Here is a 24,531-nt window from a genome sequence, read left to right on the forward strand (position 1 = left end):
CGATCGCATCGTGGCGCTCCCGATCGCCGCGCTGGGCGACCGGACGGCGCTCGCCGACCTGCTGCGGGCGCTCGAGATGCTTGCCTCGCGCGAAGCGAGCTCCCGGCCCGGGCCGCAGACGCAGGACCCGCCGGCGCCCGCGGAGCCGCCGCCCGGCCCGTTCGGGCCCGCGGCGGCGGCGGACCTCCTGCATGGCTGGCTCTCCGAGCGCCTGGAGGCCGACGGCGGTCTCACGGCCGACGAGCGCACCGACCTGGAGGTCTGGCTGTCCAGCTGGCAGGCCGGCGAGCGCAGAAGCGGCTGGGCGGCCGCCGGCATCGAAGAGTGGCTGTGGCGGAGCGGCGAGAAGCGCAGCCTCGCCGAGATCGAGACCGCCCTCGCGGACGAATGGCTCGCAGCCAAGGGTCGGTCGCGCGGCCTCCCCGAGCTCGACGATGTGCTCGACGATGTGCTCGAGCGCGCCCGCCCGCTGGCGCCGGGTCGGGCGGGCGAGGCGATCGAGAGCTTCTTCAGCCTCGGCCGGGGGCCGGCGAAGCGGCCGCACGCCCGGACGGGCCCGAGCGTCCGCGGCGCCGGCAGCCCTCGCGAGCGCTTCGCGCGCAACATGGACGCGCTGGAGACTCTCGTGGGCCTGGAGACGGACGGTCGCAGCCCGACCGAGGAGGAGCGTCGGCGCCTTGCCGGCTATCTCGGTTGGGGCGGGGCCAGCCAGGCCTTCGACGGGCTGTCCCAGACCATCGCCTCGAACTCGCGCGAGCGCCTCGAGAAGGTCGCCGGCGAGCGCTTTGCCGCGCTGCGCGCCTCGACACTCAACGCCCACTACACCGACGAGAGGATCGTGCGCGCCCTCTGGGGCATGCTGCGGCGCCTGGGGCTGCCGCGCGACGGGCGCGTCCTGGAGCCCGGCTGTGGGACCGGATGGTTCATCGAAGGCCGACCGGCCGGCCTCGAGGACCTGAGAATGACCGGGGTGGAGAAGGAGCCGGCGGCCGCCGCGATCGCCCGTCTGCTGCATCCCGAGGCGGACATCCGCGCCGGCGCGCTCGAGGAAACCCGGCTTCCCGACGGCTTCTTCGACGCGGTGATCGGCAATGTCCCCTTCGCCGACGTCCGCGTGCCGGACCGGCGGTACGACGCCCTCGCGCCGAGCCTGCACGACTACTGCCTCCTGCGGTCCGTCGATCACCTCAAGCCCGGCGCCTGCGCGGCGATCGTCACGTCGCGCCATACGCTCGACAAGGGCTCGACGCGGGTTCGCCGGGCGCTCCACGACCGGGCCCGGCTGGTCTCCGCCTACCGCCTGCCGTCCGGGACCTTCTCGCACTCGGCCGGGACGGAGACGGACACCGACCTCGTGGTCTTCCAGAAGCGCGCCTGTCCCCTGTCGCTGCTCCCGGACCGGGAGCGCGAAGCGGCGACCGCGGGCGAGACCCCGTGGCTCGATCTCGCCGAGGTGCCCGACCCCCTGGGCGGCGCGCCGATCCCGATCAACCGCTACTTCGCTGCTCACCCGCGCCAGATGCTCGGCCGCATGGAGCGCAGCCATGGCGCCTACGGTGGGCAGGACGGCAAGCGCGAGCCGATCTGCCGGCTGAGGGACGCGGACGGCATCGCGCTGTCGCCGCGGGAGATCCCGGTGCGCGTCGCCGCCGCTCTCGGCCGGGCCGCCGGGCGCCTGCCCGAGGGGATCGCGCTCTCCGGCCAGGCCGCCGCCCGGTCGGCCGAGCAAGGCAGTTGGCCGGAGCGGAGCGTGACCGGGCAGGCCGTGACCGGGCAGGTCGCGCCCGGGCAGGTCGAACTGCCGCGCGAGGGAAGCTGGTTCGAAGAGGATGGACGGATCTTCCGCTCGCTCGGCGGTCGACGGGTCGAGCCCGCGCTGCCCCCCGAGGATGCCCAGCGGCTGGCGCTGCTGCTGGGGATCAAGGCGGCGCTCGCGCAGGTCTACCAGAGCCAGCATCGCGACGAGCCTGCCGAGACGCGGCGACGCTGCCGCGCGGAGTTGAACCGGCGCTACGATGCCTATATCGCCGCCTTCGGCAGGATCAACGGGCGCGCGACCCGCCGGCTGCTGAAGGACGATCCCGACGGAATCCAGCTTCAGGGCCTGGAGACCCCGGCGGAAGCCGGGCAGCCGGCGGGCTGGCGGAAGGCGGACGTCTTCGCGCGCGACGTGCTGGCCAGCGCGCGAACGCCCGAGCGCGCCGAGGATCTCTCGGAGGCCTTTGCGATCAGCCTCGCGGAGAGAGGCAGCGTAGACCCCGTTCGCGTCGCCGGCCTCGTGGGCATGACCGAGGAGGACGCCGCGGCCCGGCTCGTCGAGCACGGCCTGGCCTATCGGGACCCCTCCGCCGGCGGCCGCCTCGTCGAGGCGGCGGCCTACCTCTCGGGAGCGGTTCGCGAGAAGCTGCGGCTGGCCGAGAGCGCCGCGGCCTCGGATCCGGCCTTCCTGCCGAGCGTCGAAGCGCTGCGGGCGGTGCAGCCGGAGCCGATCGGACGCGAGGAGATCTCGGTCCAGCTCGGCGCGTCCTGGCTCCCACCGGAGACGCTCGAAGACTTCGCGGCCCACCTTCTCGGCCTCGCGCCCGCCGCTTCCGGCCGCCCGAGGAGCGGCCAAGCGGGGGCCAACCTTCCGGGGTCCAACCAGTCGAGAGACGCCAAGGCGCCGGTGCGGGTCGGCTACGACGAGCGGAGCCACCGCTGGACCGTCGAGGCCCTGACCGCCGCGGCACGGCGCGCCGAGCGGGGCAATCCCGGCAGGGTCGCCTTCGGCACCCGCAGGGTGTCGGCCCTCAAGCTCCTGGAGCGTCTGCTCAATCGGCGGGTGCTCGTGGAGCGCACCCGGGAAGGCGCAATCGATCAGGCGGCGACCGCGCTGCTCGAGCAGCGAGCGGCAGCGCAGCAGCGGGCCTTCTCGGACTGGCTCTGGCAGGACGAGAGTCGCGCGAAGACCCTCGAGGCGCGCTACAATGATCGCCTGAACGGCTGGCGGCCCTGCCAGTGGGACGGCTCCCATCTCCGGCTGCCCGGCATGAGCCCGCAGTGGGCGGCGCTGCTGCGCGACCATCAGCGCCGCGGCATCTGGCGGGGCCTCAAGGGCAACACGCTCCTCGACCACGACGTCGGTGCCGGCAAGACGTCGGTACTCATCGCCACCGCCATGGAGGCAAGGCGTCTCGGGCTGGCGGCCAAGCCCCTGATCGCCGTCAAGCCGGAGACGCTCGAGGACTTCGCCGCGACCATCAAGGAGATGTACCCGGCGGCGCGCGCGCTGGTCTGGCCGAGCAAGCAGACGGTCGGCGCCGCGGAGCGCCGCACCTTCTTCGCCCGGGCGCGCTCCGGCGACTGGGACATGGTCGTGGTCCCCCACGATCCGCTCGACATGCTCGCCATGACGCCCGAGCGCGAGGCGCGCTACCTGGCGGAGGAGCTGGAGGCCTACCGCGGCGCGCTCGAGAGGGCGCGGGCGCGGGACAGGGCCGAGGGCGTCCGGCGAACGACCCGTTCGGTCAAGGAGCTCGAAAAGGCGACGGCCAAGCTGGACGCGCGAATCAAGCGCTTGCTGAAGGGCGGCCGCAAGGAGGATGCGGTCTACTTCGACGAGATCGGCGTCGACATGCTGCTGGTCGACGAGGCGCATCGATACAAGCGGCTCTACATCGCCACCCAGATGCACCAGCTCCGCGGCCTGCCGTCCGGTGAAAGCCAGCGCGCCGCCAACATGCTCTGGCGCGCGAAGTACCTCGACGAGGCCTCGCGGGCCCGCGGCCGCGGGGGCGAGAACGGCAGCTGGGGCGTCGTCTTCGCCACGGGCACGCCGCTCACGAACTCCGTCGTCGAGCTCTTCAACCTGCAGCGCTTCCTGCAGCAGCAGGCGCTCGAAGGCGCCGGTCTGGCCGCCTTCGATGCCTGGGCCTCGGTCTTCGCGGACGCCGAGACCCGCGTCGAGCGCGACGTCGCCGGGCGCTACCGGCCGACGACGCGGCTCTCCCGCTTCGTGAACCTGCCGGAGCTCGGCAGTCTCTTCGGACAGGTCCAGGATTGCGTGCTCGAAGTTCCCGGCCTCGAGCGGCCGCAGCTGCGCCAAGTGGCCGTCCCGGTCGAGCCCGGTCCGGCGCTCGCCCGCCTGCAGCAGCACCTCGGCGAGCGCGCCGGGCGTGTGGCCCAGGTCGAGCCGGACCAGGACAACATGCTGCTGATCGCGACCCAGGGCAGGCTCGCGGCGCTCGACGCACGCTTGCTGGATGCGCGACTGCCGGACAGCGAGGGCGGGAAGCTGGAGGCGGCGATCGAGACGATCGCGGCGATCCACCGCCTCTATCCGGACAGAGTGCAGTTGGCCTTCTTCGACGTCGGCGTCAACCCGAGCGGGCCGGGGGGCCTCGGCGAGGAAACCCTCTCGGCCTGGCGCGCCGGCAACGACGAGCCCGCTGGCGAGGGCAGCGACGAGGTCCACGGCTTCAGCGTGCGCGAGGCGCTGAAGCGGGGTCTCGTGGCCGCCGGCGTTCCCGAGCGGGAGATCGTCGACTTCTTCGAGCTGAAGGGTGCGGCGCGTGCCGAGGCGCAGGCGCGCCTCCGGAGCGGCGACGCGACCATCGCGCTCGGCTCGACCGAGAAGCTCGGCACCGGCACTAACGTGCAGGATCGCCTGCTCGCCATTCACGACCTCGATGCGCCTTGGCGCCCGAGCGACCTGAAGCAGCGCCTTGGCCGCGGCGAGCGGCAGGGCAACAGGAACTCGGAGCTCTGGAACTACCGCTACGTCACCCGCGGCTCGTTCGACGCCTACCTCTGGCAGGTCCTTGAGGCCAAGGCGCGCTTCACGCGGCAGTTCCGCGAGGGGAGCTTCGAAGGCCGCAGCTTCGTCGACCGCTCCGGCGAACTCAGCCCGGCCGAGCTGCTCGCCGAAGCAGCGGGCAACCCGCTGGCGCTCGAAGCCGGGCGACTGGCGGAGGACATCGAGCGCGCCGACGTCAGGCTGCGGGCGTTCGACAGCGCCGACGCCCGGCGCCGCCAGGCCGTGGCGGCGCTGGAGCTGGAGATCAGGGAACGCCTCGAGGAGCAGGAGGGCCTGTCCGGAGCCGCCGTCGCGGCCGCTGCGGCCTTGAAGGCGCCGGCGGCCCTGCGTCTCGGGCCGGCGGCTCCGGACGGAGACGCGGGCGAAACGGACTCGATCACCGGGCGCTCGGCGGTCGGCGAGGCGCTGCTCCGGCGGTTCAGGGAGGCGGCGGAAGAACGCGCGCGCGCCGGCGGCTACGACGAGCGCCCGGACCTCGAGCTGGGTCGTTGGCGCGGCCTGCCGGTGCTGTTGCGCCAACGCTACCGCTTCCAGCCTCCCGAGCTCGTCCTTCGGGTCGTCGGCAGCACCTTGCCGATCGGAGCGCGCAGCGCCGCCGCCGTGGCGCTTTCGCTCGACGGTCGGCTCCAGCGCCTCCTCGCCGAGCAGCAGCAGCTCTCCGAGCGAATCGCGGAGATCCGCCGCGAGGCCAGCAGTCTGAAACCGGATGGCCGCCAGGCGCAGGCACGCGCGCAGCTCGAGGAAGAGCGTCGCGCGCTGGCAGCCCGCCAGCGCCGCGCGGAGGCTCTGCTGAAGCTGCCGGTGGCCGAGCCGGCCGAGGTCGGCAAGCTGGCGGGGCTGCGCGGCCGAAGGCTCGAGGCGGCGATCGAAGGGCTGATGGAGCGCGTCGACCGCGGTCGGCCCCTCGATGCGGGCGACCAGGCGAGACTGGCGGCCCTGCTGGAACGCCAGCGCCAGGGCGCCGCGGGCGCGGTTCCGGAACCCCGCCGACGACCTCTTCCGCCCGTCGGCCTGGCGCTCAAGCCACTCGCCGGATCGCCTGGGTACGGCCTGGGGGCCAATCGGGGGGGCGAGACGGATGCGCCGGCCGCCGCGGCCACGCCTTCCCGCGCTTCGGGTGCCGAGGCCGGCGAGCTCGTCGCCGCCAGTCTCGGCGACCCCAGTCTCGGCGACCCCAGCGCCGCGTCGGATCCCGCGGAGGATCTTCCGATGGGTCCGCTCAACGGCGCCCGTTTGCGGCACAGCGCTTGGCGGCCCATGGACGGGCTCTGGGTACGGCTGTCGAGCCGGAGCGGCAACGCGCCGCCGCCGCTCTGGCTGGGCAGCGCTTTCGAGGCCGAGCGCGATCCCACCGGCTGCTTCGCGGTGCACCGCGAGCTCGGCCTCGATCAGCTCGCCTCGGGCGGCAACAGTGGCCGGCCCGGCCGGCAGTGGCAGGTAACCCACCTGCCGACGGGCTACAGCATCGCAACGACCCTCAGGTTCACGGACAGGCAGGCTGCGCGCAAGGCGACCCGCGTTCTGAGCCGGCTGCGCCTGGACTGGGGGTCGAGCGACCCGGAGGCGATCAGCGTCGCTGCCAGGCGACTGCCGAAGCTGCGCGACGAGTTCGACGAGATCCGAGCGCTGGCCGCCGATGGGCCGGCCGCCGACTTCTCGCTCGGCGACCTCTTCAACTCCCCGCGTCCGGCGCGGGATTGGACCGCTCTCCCCGCCGTTGCCGTCAAGCTCGCCGACAGCGCCGGCCCGTTCGCCCTCGACGGCGCCGTCTTCGAGGCCGAGGCGCGCGGAGCGCTCGCCGTGTTGCGCGCCCCGCAAAGCCGGGCGCTGGCCTCGGGCGGATTCAAGATCGATCCGCTGCGACCGCCGCGCTGGTGCGTCCTTCACCTCCCGACCGGCCGGCGCGTCGACTTCTGCCGCTCATTCGCGAGCCGCGCAGACGCAAGGTCCTATGCCGATGCGCTGCTGCCGCTCGTCGACTGGGCCACACTCGACCAGCAGTCCGGGTCGGTCGCGCAGCTGGCGCCCGGCGTGCTGCGTCCGACGGCCGGGAGCCTGGCCGAGTATGCCGGTCGCCTGCGCGAGAAGATCGACCTTGAAAGCCGGTTTGCGCGGGGAGACCGGCACCGGCCCCAACCGCCGGCGACCGCCGGTCGCGAGGCCCTTCCCGCGTCGCCGTCTGGTGATCTCCCGGATCTCCGCCTCCTCTCCGGTGCCCAGGATCGAGGGCCCGACTTCGCCGCCTCCTTGGGCCGGCCGACCTCTGGTTTCGACCCGGACGCGCCCGGCAGGCGTGCCGCGACCGGTCACCGTGCCGCGACCGGTCACGACGCTCCAGAATCACAAACGGAACAGGGTCGGAAAATGACGACGACGGGAGCTCGAAACGGCGCCCCGGAGGGGCGCTTCTTGCCGCTTGCGGCCGTCCGAGATCAGGGGGCGGCGGCGCATCAGGGAGCGGCGCCGGGGCGCGGTCTCCGCCGGCTGGCACGTTTCGCCCGCGGCGCAGCGGCGGCCGCCGGCCCGCTCGCCGGTCTCATCTATGCCGTATGGCACCGCAGCGGCGGCGGAACGGCCGCGGGCCCCGCCCTCCGGGAGGTGGCGACCAGCCTCGATCGCTGGCAGGCGGCCGAAGCGGCGCGGACGGCGACGAACCAGGCGACCCTCGCTGCCGTCGACCCGGCCCTCCTGGGCAAGGCGAGCTTTGCCTTCGAACAAGCGGAGGACCTCGCGAGAAGCCTCGCCGATCACGGCGTCGCACTGTCCCAGCTGGCGGCGCGGCGCGACGCGCTCGAGCCGCTCGCGGCGGATGCCCTCCATGCCCTCGAGAGCGCCACGGCACTCGGATGGCAGCCGCCCGGCCAGGCGCCGGCCGCACTGGTGGCCGACACCTATGCGCGTCTTGCGGAAGCGGCTGGCCAGGCCCTGCCGCAGTATCTCGCCGGACTGCCGGCCGGGGAGGAGGCCCGCGTGCGGCCGCTGGTGGAGGCCGCCGTGACGCAAGGGTGGGCCCCCGATCCCGGCCTCCTGGAGCGCGTGGCCGGGCCGCTGGGCCTGGCCTCGCAGGCGCACGGCCTGGAGCAGCAACTTGCCGTCGCCAGCGCTCGCCTCGGCGAGGCCTTCTCGGCGGACTGGCATCATCTTCTGGCCGAGCTGCCTTGGGCCGGCGGCGCCGGCGACAAGCTGCTCGAGGCCTGGAGGGAAGGCGAATCGGTCCGGCAGCTCGCCAATGCCGGTCGACTGGAGACGCTCGACGGCGGGCGCGACCTCGCGACCATGCTGTTCGAGCACGCGGACCGCATTGCGCAGGACGCCGCGGCGCTCGGCATCGATCCGCAGTCCCTCCTGTCCGGAACGCCCGACGGGGGGGCGCTGACGGCGGAGGGCTCGCTGCCGGGCGAGGCGGCCCACGCGCTCCTGGAGAGCGCCGCGCGCACGCTCGACGCGGCCCGCGATCTCGGCTGGCAAGCGCCGGCACCCCTGCCTGCGCCGAGCGTCGCGGAGCACCTCGCGGCCCTCGCGGACAAGGCCGGGCTCTCGCTCGATGCGTGGCTCGCCAGCCTGCCGCAGGCCGAGGCGGCGCGCTGCCGGTCGATCGTGGAGGCCGCGGAGGCCGCCGGCTGGCAAGCGCCGGCGCCGAGCCAGCTGCTCGCTCTGGCGGCCCGCGAGGCCGATACGACCTGGCACGCCCTCTCGCGCAGTCTCGAAGGCCGGCTCGTCGACTTCCACACGCGCCTGGACGACGCCATGCGGGCGGCCGCGCCGGAGGCGGGCAAGGCGCTCGATCACTGGGCCCAGCTGAGCCGGGATCTCGCCGACCGGCTGGACCTCGCTCTCAATGGCCCGGCGCGGCTCGGCGAGGGCGAAGCCTGGCTGGAGCCGACACGCAGCTGGGGCGCCGATCTCGTGCAGCACGCGGCCGTCCTGCTCGAGCGCTCGGGCAGCTACCTCGACCAGCTCTCCCACCACGCCTCGCCCAGCGAGATCCTGGCGAGCGACGCCGTGCAGGGCGCCGGCGAGCTGCTCGGTCGCGCCGGCGAGCTGCTGAGCCATGGCGTGACCGTCGTCGAGCAGTCGCTCGGGATCGACGTCGGCACTCTCGCGCACCAGCTCTCGAGCCTCCAGTTCTCGCTGGGTGATCGGCCGCGAGCAGACAGCACGGGAACGGAGGGACCCGCCGCGGCAGAGGCGGTCGACGCCGCCCTTTCCGGTCTCGCCGCCGTTCCGGGCCGGGCCCTCGCCGCCGGCCTCGGTCTCCCCCCGGCACCTGCGAGCCCGCCGGCCGATCCGCCGGAGTCCTCCGGCTACCGGTCCGGGGCGCTCGCAGCGCTCGCGTGCGGCGGCTCGGTCCTCAGGCCCTCTGCCGAAGCGCATGCACGCGCGCGGCTTCTCGAGGCGGCTCCCGCCGGCGAGCCGGCGCTCTTCGAGCGGCGCGTCGATCTCTGGGCCGGGCTCACGGTTCTGAGAGCGCTGGGCGCGCTCGCGGACGGCGCGACCCTGGAGGGGGTCCTGCCCGAGGGGGACCGGCTTGCCCGCGAACACGCCGCCGCGCTCGATCGCGAGGTGGAGGTGATGCGCGGCTTTCGCCGCAAGGTCGAGATCGACAGGCAAGGGGTTGCGGCCGCCGTCGCGCTCTCGCTGGGCGAGCGCCCGGCGATGCAACCTGCGCTGGTGACGCCGGAGGAGGTGGAGCGCGCGGCGCAGCTGCTGGTCCAGCACCTCGTCGACGACGAGGGCATGACCGGCTCAATTTCCCTGGCGCTGGGGCGTCAGGGCCTCCAGTCGGCCGCGCGCCACTACAGGGCGCTCTCGGAGATCCTCGCGCTCGAAGCAGGTGACCCGCGCTTCTTGCAGCGGGCCCGGCGCATCGCCGCGGAGTCGGGCGGACCCGCCGCGCTGGGAGGCCTCGTCGCCACGGCAGAAGGATTCGAGTGCGACCTCCAGTCGGCGCTCGCCGGCCGTCCGGAGAGCGAGCGCGACAGGGTGACGGAGGAGGTCAAGCCCATCCTCCGTGCCATGGACCACGCCCTTCCCATGGCCGACGCGCTCGCCCGCATCCGGCACGGTGCGACGGCTCGCCTGCGCCGGAGCGGCGGCAGGGGCAGCGCCGGGAGCCCGGGCCCGGCGATGAAGGAGGCGGAGATCCGGAAGGTCGCCTCGGACGCGCTCGCCCTGGCGGGCCCCCGCGGCCTGGGCGCGCTCTCGATGGCCGACCGTGCGGACCGCAGCCTGCGCAGAACGCTCGAGACGGCCGGCTTCCGGCCGGGCCAGCCGGGACCGGCGATCCCGGTGGAGGACCTGGTGTTGGACGAGAGCCGGTCGCGCGCATCCAGGCGCGCGAGCGTCCAGCTCTGGATTCGCGAGGAGGGCGGCACTGCGATCGCCTTCGCGCTCGACGATGCCGGCCGGCTTGCCGCCACGGTCGAGGTCTCGGAGGACGGCCGCTCGGCTGTGGCCGTCGGTTCGCGGTCGATCGAGCCTTCGCGCTTCTCGCTTGGCGCGCCGCCCGCACCCGGGCCGGAGGGGTGGGTCATTCCGGAGCCGCCCGGGCGGCTTCGCCGCGGCGAGCGCGCCGTCGTGCCGGCGGGCATCACCGGGTTGTCCTGGGCCTACCGGGGCTTCGGGAGCGGCGTCGTCGCCGGCACGCTGCAGGACGGCGACTTCGGCAGACGACGCGCGATCTGGATGCACCAGAACCAGGAGAGCCTGTGGCAGCTCCTGCCGCGCGAGCTCTCGGAACAGCATATGGGCTTCGCCGACGCTCTCTTCATGGCGGCCCCGGGCGGCGGCTGGAGGCGCATGGACGCCGCCAGCCTGCCGATGATCTTTTCCGAAGCGGCCGAGGCCGGCTTGCCGGCCCCCCGGCAAGACCGCGGCCTGCGCTTCGCGCCCGTCTTCGCCTTGACGGCGGAGGATCCAGCCGGCCACATCGCCCACGAGGCGCTCCATGTCCATCTGCGCAACGGAAGGATTCCTCTCGATGAGCTCAAGGTCTTCGAAGAACCCGAGGTCCGCGAAGAACTCGACCGCCGCTACGGCCTCGCGGACGCAGGATACGACGAGCGCCGTTTCGCCGAAGAGGGTGCCGCCCATCTCGCCGGCGAGCATTGGCTGCGGCTCGTGCGGTCCGGCGATGCGTCAGGCGCTGGCGACCCTGGCCGCGGAGCCCGAGAGCGAGGCATGGCGGCCGCAGACGCCCGAGGAGGAGGAACTGCTCAGGACAGCGGAGTTCCCGGGCTTCGGATTCGACCCGATCGACAGGACGCGATAGAGGCCTTCCTCGCCCGATTCCAGGTGGGCGCATACGCGAGGCGTGCCGTCGATGCGGCCGTCGTCGAGCAGGCGCTGCTCGACGTCGGTCTGGAGGGCCGCGAGGACCCCCGCATCGGGCGAGTCGGTCCGGCGGGCGAGGTCTACTCGCTCGGCGAGGCGAAGCCCGGGGCCCGGGAGGACCGGACCGCCGGGGCGGAAACGGCGGAGGGCCGCACGCCAGAGGCGGGGGCGGGCGATCGGGGCGACCGCCTGATGGGGCTGCTCGCGGGCATGGGTGCCGGACCCCTGGTCGGCGTCCTGCTCGACGTCTTCGGCCAGGATCCCGAGTCGGGCCTGCCGAGGCTCAGCCCCCGCCAGCGACGCTGGCTGGCCGCTCCGGTGGTCGTGCATGGCGAAGCCGGGCTGAGGCCCGCCTGGATGCCCGCGGCGGTCAAGGCCGAGCGCATGCGCGAGACCCTGGCGGCGGCCAGGGCAGGCAGCGCGGAGATTCGCGTCGGGCCGGTCGAGATCGCGACCGTCATGTACGCCGCCACGCTGCAGCGCCCGCTCGCGCGGGAACTGCAGGATCTCTACATCTGGGCAGCGGCCCACGCCGCGGCCGAAGGCGCTCCGCCGGGCGCGCCGGATGCCGAGACGGCACCGCGTCCTCTGACGGCCGACGGCAAGCCGGCAAGCGCCGCCGAGGTCTGGTGCAGGGTGACCGGCGAGACCACGGCCGCCTTCGAGAGGCTTTCCCGGCGCATCTCCGGCGACGGTGCCTCCTGGGACGCCATCGCCGAGGCGCGGCGGCGGCTGTCTTCGGAGATCGAGCGCAAGGCGCTCGCCCATGCGGCCGTCGTGCCGAGCTCCGCCAACCGCGCCGGGAGCGGGCACGGCGCGGCGCCCGAGGCCGCGCCGGTGATCGAGGCGACGATCGCGCCCTTCTTCTCGGCCAGCCTCGGGCTGCAGCCGCCGCTACAGCTCGACCCGGCGAGCGGCCTGGCGCCGAGCCCGCGGGTCGCGGCCGCCCTCGCCCGCCTCGTCGACGCCGACCTGCCGGCCGACGCCGCGGCTGTCGCGGCCCGTCTCGACCTCGACGGTCTGCCGCTCACCCTTCGATTCGTCCGACAAGACGGCGAGCTTCGGCCGACGGACCGTCTGCCGGCCGGTGCGTCTGCCGGTCTTCGCAGCCTGGCCCTCGCGCTGACCGCGGCGCCTGCCTACCCGGAGCCTGTCCCCCGATCGGTGTCGAGGGCAGGCCCCGGCCCCGAACGGGGAGCGGGGAAGGGGCAGGCCGGCCCCCGGATGAGCCGGACAGAGCCGGACGCCCGGAGTCGCGACCGGGGCGAGCGCTCCCCGACGACCTCGGCGGCGCGCCGCCGCGCATTGCCGCTCGGCGATCGCTGGCGGGCCGCCGTAGCGGCCGAGCTCGCGGCCGTCCAGGAGCTGGAACGGGCGGAAGCGGGCCTCTCGCCGACGCTCTTCGGGCGCCCCGAGCTGAAAGGCGCGCTGACCGTCCTGGCCGGCGGTGGCGACCCGGAGCGGGCGGTGCAGGCGGCGGCCGAGCTCGCGGCCGCGGGCGCGGCGCCGGCGGCGCTCGACGCCATCCGAGCCGCGGGTCGCAGCCTCGCCGAGGCCAGCGGGACCTGCCTGGCGCTGGTCGAGGAAGCGGAGCGAGGCGCGCCCGGCACTCTGCCGGCGGAGTTCCGGCGCGGCGCCGTCGTGCTGCGAGGCGAGCTGCTGCGCGCGGCCCGGCGGATGAACCCGGGCCTCGCGGTCGAGATTGTCGCGGAACTCGCGGGCGAGGGCAGGAGCGTCACCGATTCGGGCGCCTCGTCGCCCGCCCGCCAGCCGGTGCAGGGTCTCTACGATCGCGCCCGGAACCTCGCGCGGATCTCGCTCGACCTGGTGCATGCCAGGGCGCCGCGGGAGGCATTGCACCACGAGGTCTGGCACTCGCTCGAGCGCCTCCTGACGCCGGCCGAACGCACGATCCTGAGACGACGGTTCCCCGACACGCGCGATCGCCGGGATCTCCCGCCGCAGCTGCGGCGTAGCGCCGAGGAGAACGCGGCCTACGCCTTTCAGGCCTGGACCGCCGGCCGACCCCCGGGCGGCGGCGCCCGAGGCGCGCCTTCGGAGGTCGAGGCCGTCTTCCGGCCGATCCGCAGCGTTCTCCAGCGTCTCGGCAGCGGCCTCAGCGGCCAGGGCTTCCGCTCCGCGGAGGATATCTTCCGCTCCGCGGAGCGCGGCGAGATCGGCAACGCCCACTGGCGCCGCCGGCTGCTCGAGGGCCAGGGCCGCGCGCGGACCGCGACCGGCGGCAGCCTGCCGATCGCGGCCAGCCTCGGAGCGGCGGCGGACATCGCGGCCGAGTCGGGCGCGCCGGGGCTGGTGGGGCGTCGGCGCCGGCTGGCGCCGGAGGGCAGGCCGACCTTCCGCGTCGTGTCGCGCGGCGAGCTCGGGCTCGAACCGATCGGTGGAGCGGACCTGGCCGCGGAAGACGGCCCCCGGCTCGCCACGCGCTCGCCGGCCGAAGGGCAAGCGCCGGCGCCGCGAGAGCGCAAGCGCGTTCGGGGCGGACATCCGGCCCGCCCGGGGCAGGGCGCCGCTCCGGCGCGCTCAAGCGCCGCCGAGGGCGCTGCCGGGGGCGACGGCGGCTTCACCGACGAAAACCGGGAGACGCTGCAGTCCCTGCACACGGAGCTCCTGGCGATCGCGCGGCGCCTCAATCCGACCGTCGAGATCGCTCTCGTCGACCGCCTGGTACCGCCGCCGGAGAGCCTCGGCGCGCTGCTCGCCTCCGGCGCCGACCCGGACTCGCTGCCGAGCGAGCTGGCGGGCCTCTACCAGGGCAGCCTGAACCTCGTCGCGGTCGCGACGCACGACCGGCTCGGCGATCCGCGCAAGCACGCCTTCCACGAGACCTGGCACTCTCTCGAGCGCCTGCTGACGCCGGGAGAGCAGGCCGCCCTCAGGGCCGCCTTCCCCGAACAGCGGGACGAGCACGGCCAGGTCCGGCTGAGCCACGAGGAGAACGTGGCCTATGCCTTCCAGGACTGGGCGTTCGACCGGGCCTCCGGCCCGGCGTTGACGCCGGCGGCGGCCGAGGCCTTCGGCCGGCTCGGCGAGGGCTTCACCGATCTCACCTCGTGGTGCCACGCGCGCGGCATTCGCTCCGCGATCGACTTCGCGGACCGGGCCCTGCCGGCGCCGGTCGTCGACCTCTTCGAGCGTGCCTACCGGGGCGAGCTCGGCCTGCGCGCCGCCGCCGGCGAAGCGCGCCGGATCCGCGAGGAGGCGGTCTCTGCGGATCCGGGACTGCTCGGCCACCTCGCCGGCCGGATGACCGAGCTGGTGGAGCGCACGCTGCCGACACTCGAATCGCTCGCGCATCGCGTGGCGAGCCCGGACTTCGCCGTCGGCTTCGCCTCCGGCGCCGCAGGCGGGACGGCGCTCGGGGCGCTGGCCTTCTCGCTCGGCAGCGACGACGGCCTGCTGGGACGGATGCGCGATCGCGTCGAGGCGGCGCTCGCGGACCCGGCGCTCGAGGGCTGGGAGCAGGGAGAGCTCCGGCCGATCGACCGGGGGGGCGCTCATCGGCCGATCCCCACGCTCGTCCGGCCGGAGCTGGAGCCGCTCCATCTGGTTCCCGTCGAGAGCGGCGGCACCCCCGAGGAGAGGTGGGCGCTGTCTCTGTCGGGCGGCCTGCGTCTGCCTCCCGGCAACGGCTTCTTTTCCGTCCGCCATGCCGCGGAGGCCGCCAAGGCGCTGTTGCCGCTCTCCGCCGACTGGCAACTAGCCGAAGCAGAGGCGCGCGCGAACTGGCACTACGAGCGCGCGCTGACCGAGCGGATTGAGCGTGCGCTCGAACCTCACCGCCTCGCCGACCGGCGCGACTACGCCGAGGCCGAGCTCGGCGCGACGAGCCGGCAGGATCTCGAGGAGGACGGCTTCGATACCAGGCGCGTGCTCTGGATGGGCGTTCACGATCCGCTCGCGCCCGAGGTGGACCTGCACCCCCTCCTCGCCGAGGAGCGGGACGTCCTGGAGGAATTCCGAGGGTTCGACGTCGCCCCCGTCTATCTGGTCCGCGGCCTGCGCTTCGCCGATCTCACCTCGCTCAGCGGCCTCGAGCCCGACGCCAGAGCGGCGCTCGAGGCCTTCTTCGAGGCCAACCGGGAGCAGTGCGCCGCGACGATCATCGACGCCGCCTACTACATCCCCTTCTACGAGTCGGGCGAGTGGTCCTACGTGCCCTTCGAATGCCTCGTCTTCCGCGACGGGCAGGGCGAGGAGATCGCTCGGGACAGCAAGCTGGGTCTTCAGCTCTACGCACTCGATGGCGACTTCGATCAGTGGCTTGCCGCCGCCGAGCGCCTCGGTGCCAGCTTCGACTACGACGAGAGCGCGAGCCGCTTCGAGGACTGGTGCCAGGAGCAGCTTCGCACGATGCCCATCGAGGACTTCGCGGCCTACGTCTCCGAGGGGCGTTGGGACGAGATCGGCGGCGAGTTTGCCGGCGAGCTCGTGGACGCTCTCGCCCACCAGATGGCCGCGGCCGGGTTCGACGGCATCCGCTATACGATCGAGTGGCACGGCGGCGACTTCCTGCAGCTGACCAACCCCGCCGCCGTGACGGTCGCCTGGGACGCCTTGGCCGCGGACATCGAGCGGTTGCGGGAAGAAGCGAAGAGGCGCCAGGACCTGGAGGCGACGCGGGCCTCCCGCCGTCGCCCCGAGGAGCTGGAGCGGGCGGAGCGGGAGAAGGAGCGCTTCAATCCCCTGGCGGCCGAGGGCGAGGGCTTCTCCCTCGATCCGGTCTGGTGGGCGCGCTCCAGCGATCCGAAGCTCGGGCGCCTCGAGCTCGACGCCGCCTACCACGGCGGAAGCATGAGCCTGGTCGACCGGCGGCGGCACGCCGCCGCGCTGCACGGCGACGACTCGGTCCTGCCGGTCTACCTCAAGGACCGCAGGTTCGCGCGGCTTCACGACGACGTATGGCCGGCGGCCCTGGGGCGCGCGGCGAAAGCCTTCTACCGACGCAAGGCCGGGCCGATCGCTGAGCTGGGGATCTCGAGCTACCAGGCCTTCAAGGCGCGCCTCAAGGCCGCGGACTGGGACGCTCTCGCCGATCGCGCACGAGGCGAAGCGCCCGAGCAGGCGGCGCGCGCTCTCCTCGGCTCGCTCGCCGCCGACGCGCGAAACGAAGGGCTCGACGGCATCGTCGGAACGCTGCCGGACGGTACGAAGGTCGCCATCGGCGCCGACCGCCGCGACGTGACCGTGGCCTGGGACAGGGTCGATGCGCGCGATCCGCTGCGCCGGCTCGGCGATCTCGGCGCCCAGGGCATGATCGAGGCGGCACGGCAAAGCGGCCGCCAGGCGACGCTCGGCGCGGCGACCCGCCCGCGCGCGCTGGCCGGCAAGGGAGCCTACGCGCGCCTGGTGGGCGAGAACCTGCGGCGGCTCGCCTACCAGGGGGCAGAGGAGGCGCCCGACGGCGAAGCGCTCGCGGGAGAGATCTTCGGTGCCGACGAAGTGCTCGTCGCGCGCGCCGAGCTCTCCCAGATGCCGGAGCTGCCGCCTGCCCTGGCCGAGCGAGGCTGGCGGCCCGTCACGATCGAGATCGCCATGGTGGGTGGAGCGACCCGGGTACCCGCCTGGCTGGCCCCGCCGGCTGAGGGGGCGGCCGAGGAGGCCGGGCCGGCCGGCCTGCTGGCGGTGCATCGCCCGCAAGGCCCCCAGGCCGACCTGGAGCCGCGCTTTACCGTGACGCACGTCGCTTCCGGCACCCAGGTGAGCGGCGTGCTGCTGGCGACGCCGGAAGCCGCGGCGACCGCGGCCGAGCGCATTCTCGCTCTCGACGACTGGGACTGGGCGGGGCTCGACGGCGAAGCCCTGGTCGGCCTGGAACCCGACCGTCTCAACGCGCTCAAGGAAGCCTGCGAGCGCGAGATGCGCGCCGCGCGCAGCCAGGAGCGCGGCGCCGAGTCCGGTCGGGCCGGACAGCCGGAGCCGGACGACGAGGCGGATCCGGAGCTGCCCGGCTGGCGCGCCGACATCGCCCGCCTGGTTTCCGATCCCTCGGATCCCGGTCTGCGCGAGGCCAGGGAAGTCTTGGAGCGCGACGGACTGGCGATCGCCGCGGTGCCCGAGGCGTCCGGCGAATGGCGCCTGTTTCACGTCGCCTCGGGCCTGTCCTTTCCGGCCAGCTTCGCCGATCGCGCCACGGCGGCCGCAGCCGCCGAGACCTTGTCCGGCCTCAAGGACTGGCGCCTCGCGGACCGACACAGCTTCCGCGTCGCCGGCGGCCGCATATTGCTGGCTGACGAGGCGGTCGCGGCGGCCTTCGCGGACCGGGTCTCGGGCCTCACCGGCGCCCGCCTCGACGCGGCCGGCGGCGACACCGCCGCGATCGAGCCCGGCCCGGCCGCGGTCAAGGCCTTCCTGACGGGCGCCGACCGGGCGGCCCTCCTGGAGCTCGGCTACAGCGCCGAGGCGATCTATGGCCTCTCCGCTCCGGCCGCCGGCGAGATCCTGGATAGCGCCGGCTACACGCCCGAGCGCCTGGCCGGCCTGACGCCGATCGACAGGGAGCGCTTCCGGGTGCTGCTCGAGGAGGAGCGCGGCGCACGGCAGCAAGGCGAACAGCCGAACGGCACGTCAGGGCCCGAGGCGGTCCCGGATCCCTTCTCCGATAGACGCCCGGAATCCGCAGCCGACCCGCTGGCGCCGGACCCGCGCTCGCCGGCCGGCGATGCCGTGCCCTCGTGGGTCACCGAGCGGGGGGTTACCGAGCGAGGGGGGACGGAGCGGAGCGAGACAGCCATCCGCATCGAGCCCTCGGGCCCCCGGCCGACCCCGGAGCCGGCCCCGTCAGGGCCCGCAGCCGACCCCGAACCGGGAGCGGGGGTCCGGGTGGCGGCCGCCGCGGCTCCGAACGGCGGCGGACCGGTGGATTCCCGCCCGGCCGTGTCGGCCGTGGTCTTCGAACCGACGCCGCCCCGGTCGCCCGATCCCGTCGTCCTATCGGCCCCGGCGTCCGCCGCTGATCGGGCGGCGACGTCGGAGCCGGCCTTCTTCCCTCAACAGGAGGTCCCGGCGACCCAGCCGCCAGGAGGAATCATGGCCACACGACGTCAGACCGGCATGCGTCCGACAAGCCGGAGCAGCGAACCGCTCGCCGCTCGCCTCAGGCGAGACATCGACCTGGCGCTCGGCAGGCTCGAGCGCGAGTCGGAACCGGGGATCCCGGCATCCGAGATGCAGGCGCTCGCCGGCTCGCTCGCAGACCACCAGGGGCGGCCGCTGGTCAATCTCGCGCTCTACCGCGACATCGCCCATGCCAACCCGGAGATCCTGCCGCTGAGCAGCGGCTATCTGCTCTACCGGGATCCCGACTTCAACGACGCCTGGCGCTACGCCGCTGTCACCGACTTCCTGCAGATGATCGGTCCGGACGGGCCGCTCGGCGACGACGACCGCTTCGCCGATCCCAGGATCATCGACCGCCTTGCCACCTTTGCCGGCGCCTACGTCGGCGCCTGGGGCCAGGACGAGGCGGAGCTTCGCCGCAAGGCCACGGCGATCGCGCAGGAGGTCAATCCCCACGTCGCCGTCCAGGTCGTGGACTCCCTCTACGGGTCCGGCGAGCTGGTCAGCGTCAGCGGCGCCGACCATGAGGACCGCCAGCGCGTCGCCGGCCTCTATTTCCGGTCGGCGGGACTGCTCGCCGTGTCGCGCGACCCCGGTGCCGGCGACCCGATCGCCGGGCTGCGCCACGAGCTGTGGCACTCGATCGCGCCGTTGCTCACCGATTCCGAGCGCCGACGGCTCGCCGACCGCTACGGCGACGGCAAGCGCGGAGAGGAGCGCGCCGCCGAGGCCTTCAGCGCCTGGATGAACAAGCGATCGGGCGACCGCAAGATCCGCACCGACGGGCTCTTCGCCAGGCTCCGGCGCTTCGTCGTGCGGCTCGACAAGGCGCACCGCGCGACGGGCTGGGACCCGGTCGACGCGCTGTTCGACAGCGTCGCGAGCGGCCAGGTGGCGGCGCGAGCGACGCTGTTCGACGTCGCCCGGCCGCTCGGCGAATCGGCCCAGGGCGGCCAGGTCTCGAACGGGCAGGTCTCGAACGGGCAGGCCGGGGACCGGGAATCGGTGGCTGCGAGCCTCGCCGCCGATCCGAGCCTCGCCGGGCTCGGCGAAACCGAGCGGAGGGCCCATGTCGAGCGAGCCCTCGCCAGCCAGGCCGCCCGTTCCTACGCCGAGGGCGCGCGCATCGCGGAGATCGCCGGCCTGGCCGGCCTGGCGGACCAGCTCCGCAAGACGGCGCTCCGGCAGGCCTCTCGCCAGCCGCTCACGGGACGCCAGCTGTACGAGGAGCTGCGTCGCCGTCTGCCCGACCAGCGGATCCGCACGGCCATTCTGTCCGCCGGATACTATGGCGTGCGCGACGAACGCCGGGTCACCGGCCTGAATGCCGAGCTCGACCGCGTCCTGCGCGAGGACCTGCGGGCCGCCTCGAGCGCGGTGCCGGTCGATCTCTCGGTCGACGCCGCGGCGCTCGCCCGCGCCTTCGGCGCGTCGAGCGACACAGGCGGCAGGGCCGGCCTCGCCGCCTCGGCCGCCCGCCTGTCGGACAGCGCCAGCACGGCCGCGCGCCTGCCGTTCGGCCTCGAGCCTCCCGGCGGCCCCGCCGACTGGGAGATCGGGCGGGCGGCCTTCGTCGCCGCCGTCGCCGGCGGCCGGGCTTCCGGGGGCGGCATGGAGCGCGTGCCGGCCAGGACACGCACCGAGCGCGACTCCTACACCGGCCGGGACCGAACCGTCACCGAGGCGCCGGCGCATTTCAGGTATCAGCCGACGGGGCTGCCGGCGATCACCCTCGAGACCGCGAAGGTCGAAGACGATCCGCGGCGGGCGTGCGAGTCCTTCCACGGCTTCATCGTGCGACAGGCTTTCGAGGACGGGCGCTACATTCCCGACGCCGTCCTCGCGGAGTATCCGGAGCTCGCGCAGCGGCAGCGGGCGACGCGCCTGGCGACGGCCGCCCCCCGTTCGGGGCCGGGGGCAGGCGACGCGCGGCGCCGCGATGCGGCCGTGCGCCGGCAGACCGGAGCCGACGCCGCCACGCTCAACGCACCTGCCCTGTCGCCGCTGCCTTCCGACGCCCTCCCCGACCTCGAGGACGCGCGTGCGCTGGGGCTCGGCAGCCGTCTGGCACGGAGCCTGGCGGGATTGAGCTTCTCCCTCGGCGAGGTCGGCGAGGCGCCGGCGCCCGCCGCGCGCTTTTCCCTGGGCGAAGGCTCGCTCGCGGTGCAACGCAGCGGGCGCGGGCCGGCGAGCCTCGTGGCCGAGGGCCCGGACGGACGCCCCATCGAGCTCGCGAAGGCTCCCGATGCGGAGGCCCTCGCCGAGGCGCTGGAGCGCGGCTTCCTCGCCGGCGCGCCTCTCGACCTGCAGGAGCGGATCCGGGCCGCCCTTGCGGGCTGGCAGAGCGACCCGGCCGGCGCGGTCGCCTTCGAGGTCGGCGGTCGCGACGAGAGCAGGGCGCGCTCGGAGCGCGCCTTGCTCGGTGCCGCGAGCCTCGCCGCGCTCGGCGAGGCCGGCCCCGAGCCGCTGCAGGCGGCGGGCCCGGCCGACGGCCGGCGCAGCCATCTGCCGCGCGACGTTCTCCGCCTTGCCCGCGAGCTGCTGAGCGAGGCGGCCGACCTCCAGAACCTGGCGGGCGAGGCAGTCGCGGGGCCAGACAGCGAGGCCCTCGAGCGGCTTCGCAGGCAGGTCTGGCAGCTCGAGCAGGCCGCCGGCGCGAGGCGCGGCCGGACTCGGGAAACGGTCTCCCTGCCGGACCCCGACGGGCGTCTCGCCCAGGCGGTCGAGCGCAATCTGTCCGCGGTCGTGCCGCACCTGACGCGCCAGGAGAGCGCCGATCTGGACCGGGCGGCGGGCGTCGCCGCCGGCGACGCCGCGGCGGCCTTTGCGCGGCCGGCCTGGCAGGACTGGGGCCTGTCCGGCTGGACAGCGGACGGACCGGCGGCCTGGGCGCTCGCCGGTGCGGTCGCCCGGATCTCGGCGGGCGAAGACGGACGGGACCCGGTGCTGTCGCCCGACCTCAGCGATCGGGCCCGCGAGGGCGACCTGCAGGCTTCCGCTGCGCACGCGGAGTCCCGCTACCAGGGCCTCACGGAGGCCCTGCGCGCCGGCCATACCTCTCCCGAGGAAACGCAGGAAGATGCCCGGGGGCGGCCGAACTCCGCCCCCGAAGATCGCACCGCCACCGAAGCGCTGCTGCGCACCGTCGAGGCGCTCGGTGCGATCGGGGGCATCGTCGGCAGGCAGGGCGTGCGCCAGACGGCCGCCGGCCAGCGTGCGGTCCGCCGGCGCCTGGAGGAGCGCCGGGCCGGGAGCCGAGCCGTCGAGGCAGAGCTGAGGGAGGAGCCCGGGCTCGCCGAGCAGCTGGCCGGCGCCCTGGCGGCCGAGGGCAGCCCCGAGAGCAACCGGGACGAGCTGCCGGCGCAGTCCCGCGCGGGGTCAGCTCCGGAGGACCTCCCGAGCGCGACCGAGGGTGCGGCGGAGCGCTTCAGGGCGGACCGGCCCGAGAACTGGCTGGCGGTCGGTGCGGATGGGGAGGCTCTCTCGGCCGATCGGCAGCGGATCGCCGAGGCGGCGGCGCGCCTTCCCGCAGCCGACCTGGTCCGGCTCTACAGCCAGCTGCTGCCCTTGGCGGAGCAGGCTTACGGGCCCGTCCGGGTGGCAGAGAGCGCCCAAGCGTCCAGCGAGGAGCTGCAGCGCCTCCAGCTGCAGGCGGCCGGCCCGGTCATCGCCGAGAACGTGCTGCGACGCACGGCGGCCGAGAGGGGGATAGACCTGTCCGACGCCGTCGCTCACGCCCAGCGGGCCCCGGCTGCCCCCGGCACCCCGGCCACCCGCGGCGCCGAGCGGCGGTCCACCCAGCGGCGCTGACAGGAGCATCCGGCGTCATGTCGACCCAGCTCGCAGAGCGCGAGCGCGAACAGGCCAAGCGGTGGCTCGCGGCGAGCGGCCTGGCCGGACTCGCGGCCTGCTATCTGCTGTCCCTCGCCTATTGGCCGGTCGCACAGCTGGCGCGGCCCTGGGGCACGATCCAGGTCGCCGGCCGAGCGGTCTTCACCGCGCGCGTCCGGGCCCCGGGTCTGAGCCTGCCCTGGCTGCGGGAGACCTGGTCCTGGCTCAGCCAGGGCCTGCTCCAGCACCACGGCGCCTGGAGGTCGGCAACCTGGCAGCGGCTCTGGACCGGCTTCGAGACGCAGGATCCGCTCGCGACGGCATGGCTCGCCCTCCTCATCGCGACGCCGCCACTGCTGCTTCTGGTCGGCTGGGCGCTCAGCCCCTACAGCCTGCGATACAAGGGACAGGGCGACGCCCGCTTCGCCGAGCGCGGCGACCTGGCCAAGCTCGACCTGCTGCAGTCGGGAGGGCTGATCCTCGGCGAACTGCCCCGGCCCGCCTGGATCTCGGCGTTGTTCGGCCACCGGCCCCGCTACCTGCGCAACGCCTCGCCCCTGAGCGTCGGGCTGATCGCTCCGCCCGGCACCGGCAAGTCGGTGCTTCTCAAGACGACCATCCTGGGCGACTGGCACGATCGCCCCGGCTCGCTCTGTCCCTCGCTCGTCGTCAACGATCCCAAGGGCGAGCACTTCGAAGGTACCTCCGGCTGGCGCAGTCGCTTCGGTCCCACCTTCCGCGTCGCCTGGTCCGAGGTCACCGGACACAGCTGGAATCCGCTGTCCCCCGGCAATCTGTCCGGCGGCACTGCGGTGCGCCGTCTGCGCAACGAGCTCGAGGCCGCCCTCGACGCCTGCTACCTCTTGGACGGCGCGCCCGCGGGGCGCGAGGCCCTCTCCCGGGCACTGGCCTGCCAGCGTGACGGCGGCGGTGGCTGGCTCGAGCAGCTGGTGGCGGATCCATCCTCGCTCCATCCGGAAGGTCGCCTGGAGCCGCGCGAGGACGCCGCCGGCCGGCTCGCGGCCCTGAAGCGTTCCCTCCTGGAGTACGCCCAGCACATCGCGAACCGCCAGACCGACGTCGCGCGGATGGCGACGGTTCTCATTCCTGAGACCGTGGAGCAGCACTGGCGCGTCACCGGCAGGCAGGCGTTGCGCGGTTGGATCGGGTTCCACCTCGCGCGCTCCGAGTACGATCCCGACCGCTTCGGCGAACCCTCGTTCGGCAAGATCTACGACTGGCTGACGCGGGTCGAGGCCGATGTGGGGCAGGAGGCCGGGGCGGGGCAGGAGGCCGGGGCGAGAGGCGACGTCGCCGGCGCGGACGTGACCGGCGGGCACGGCTTCCAGGGGCTCCAGGTGAGCGCGGCCGAGCCGGGGGAGGCCGGCGAATCTGGTCCGGGAAGCCTTCTCGAACCGCCGGGCCTCGGCCTGCCGGACCGGCCCAGCGGCGGCGGGGTCGACCAGGATGCCCTGAAGGAGCTGCTCGAGCGTGCCATTGGGGAAGCCAAGGCGAGAGGCTACCCCTCCTACGTGATCTCCGACCTCACGGCGGTGCTCGACAAGCCGCCCGAAGAACGCGGCTCGGTGGTCTCGACCGCCGGAAGCGCGATCGAGATGTTCAACAATCCGGCGATCCGCAGCCGGACGTCCAGCAGCTCCTTCACCATCGAGGACCTGCGCGGGGTCGAGCTGCAGGATCGCCGGGGCCGCAAGCGCGTGCGGCCCGTCACGGTCTACCTGGTGATACCGCTCGCGAACGCCGAGGTCGTCGGCAGGATGACCGGGCTGTTCTTCGAGACGGCCGCCAAGTTCCTGATCAGCCAGGACGAGCCGCGGCTGAAGGCCCGGATCAAGGCCGGCGAAGCGCGGCCCGTCCTGTTCATCGCGGACGAGTTCTGGACGCTGCCGCCGTTGCAGTCCCTGCTGAACCTGCCCGAGCTCGGGCGGTCCTACTACTGCCAGCTCGTCCTCGTCGGACAGTCGTTCAACCAGATCAGCCGCGTCTACCGGGACGGGGGCCTGGCGCTGAAGAGCCTCAGGAACACGATCAATCGCTGGATCCTGCTCTCCCAGAACGACCTCGAGACGGCCGAGGGCTTCTCCAAGCAGATCGGCAACACGACCGTGATGGAGCACCAGCTTTCGCGGTCCCTGGGGATCGGCAAGCGCGTGGAGCCCTTCGCGGTCAATCGAAGCGAGCAGATCCGCGGGCGACCGCTGGTCACGCCGGAGGCGCTCCTGTCCATGGAGCGGCTCGATCCGGCGCGTCGGCCGCCCTCCTGGGGGCGCGGCCTGCTCCTGGTCGAAGGCGCCTACAACCGGCCGATCAGGATCCGGCCGGCCGCCTGGTTCCGCCATCCGACGTTGCGGCGACGCGGCAGCCTGCCGCCAGCCGACCCGTCGCCGGACGCGCCGGCCCCGTCGGGCCCTGCGCAGACCCATCCCCCACGGTCCGCTGCGCTGCGGACCGGCACCCTGCAGCAGTGAGACCCG

General features: G+C 74.3%; 2 protein-coding genes. Both read left to right on the forward strand.

The genetic code is table 11. The features are described from left to right. Positions 1-10: 10 nt before the first annotated feature. Entirely contained in the window at positions 11-22,015 is a 22,005-nt protein-coding gene (locus B9O00_RS33060; protein ID WP_159460212.1) for a helicase-like domain-containing protein, read from the forward strand. A gap of 17 nt (positions 22,016-22,032) precedes the next feature. Continuing rightward, complete coding sequence (locus B9O00_RS13515) at positions 22,033-24,525, forward strand: type IV secretory system conjugative DNA transfer family protein (RefSeq protein WP_085123198.1); 2,493 nt, start codon at positions 22,033-22,035, stop codon at positions 24,523-24,525. Positions 24,526-24,531: the final 6 nt, after the last annotated feature.

The sequence above is a fragment of the Tistlia consotensis USBA 355 genome (assembly GCF_900177295.1).
Lineage (GTDB): Bacteria > Pseudomonadota > Alphaproteobacteria > Kiloniellales > DSM-21159 > Tistlia > Tistlia consotensis.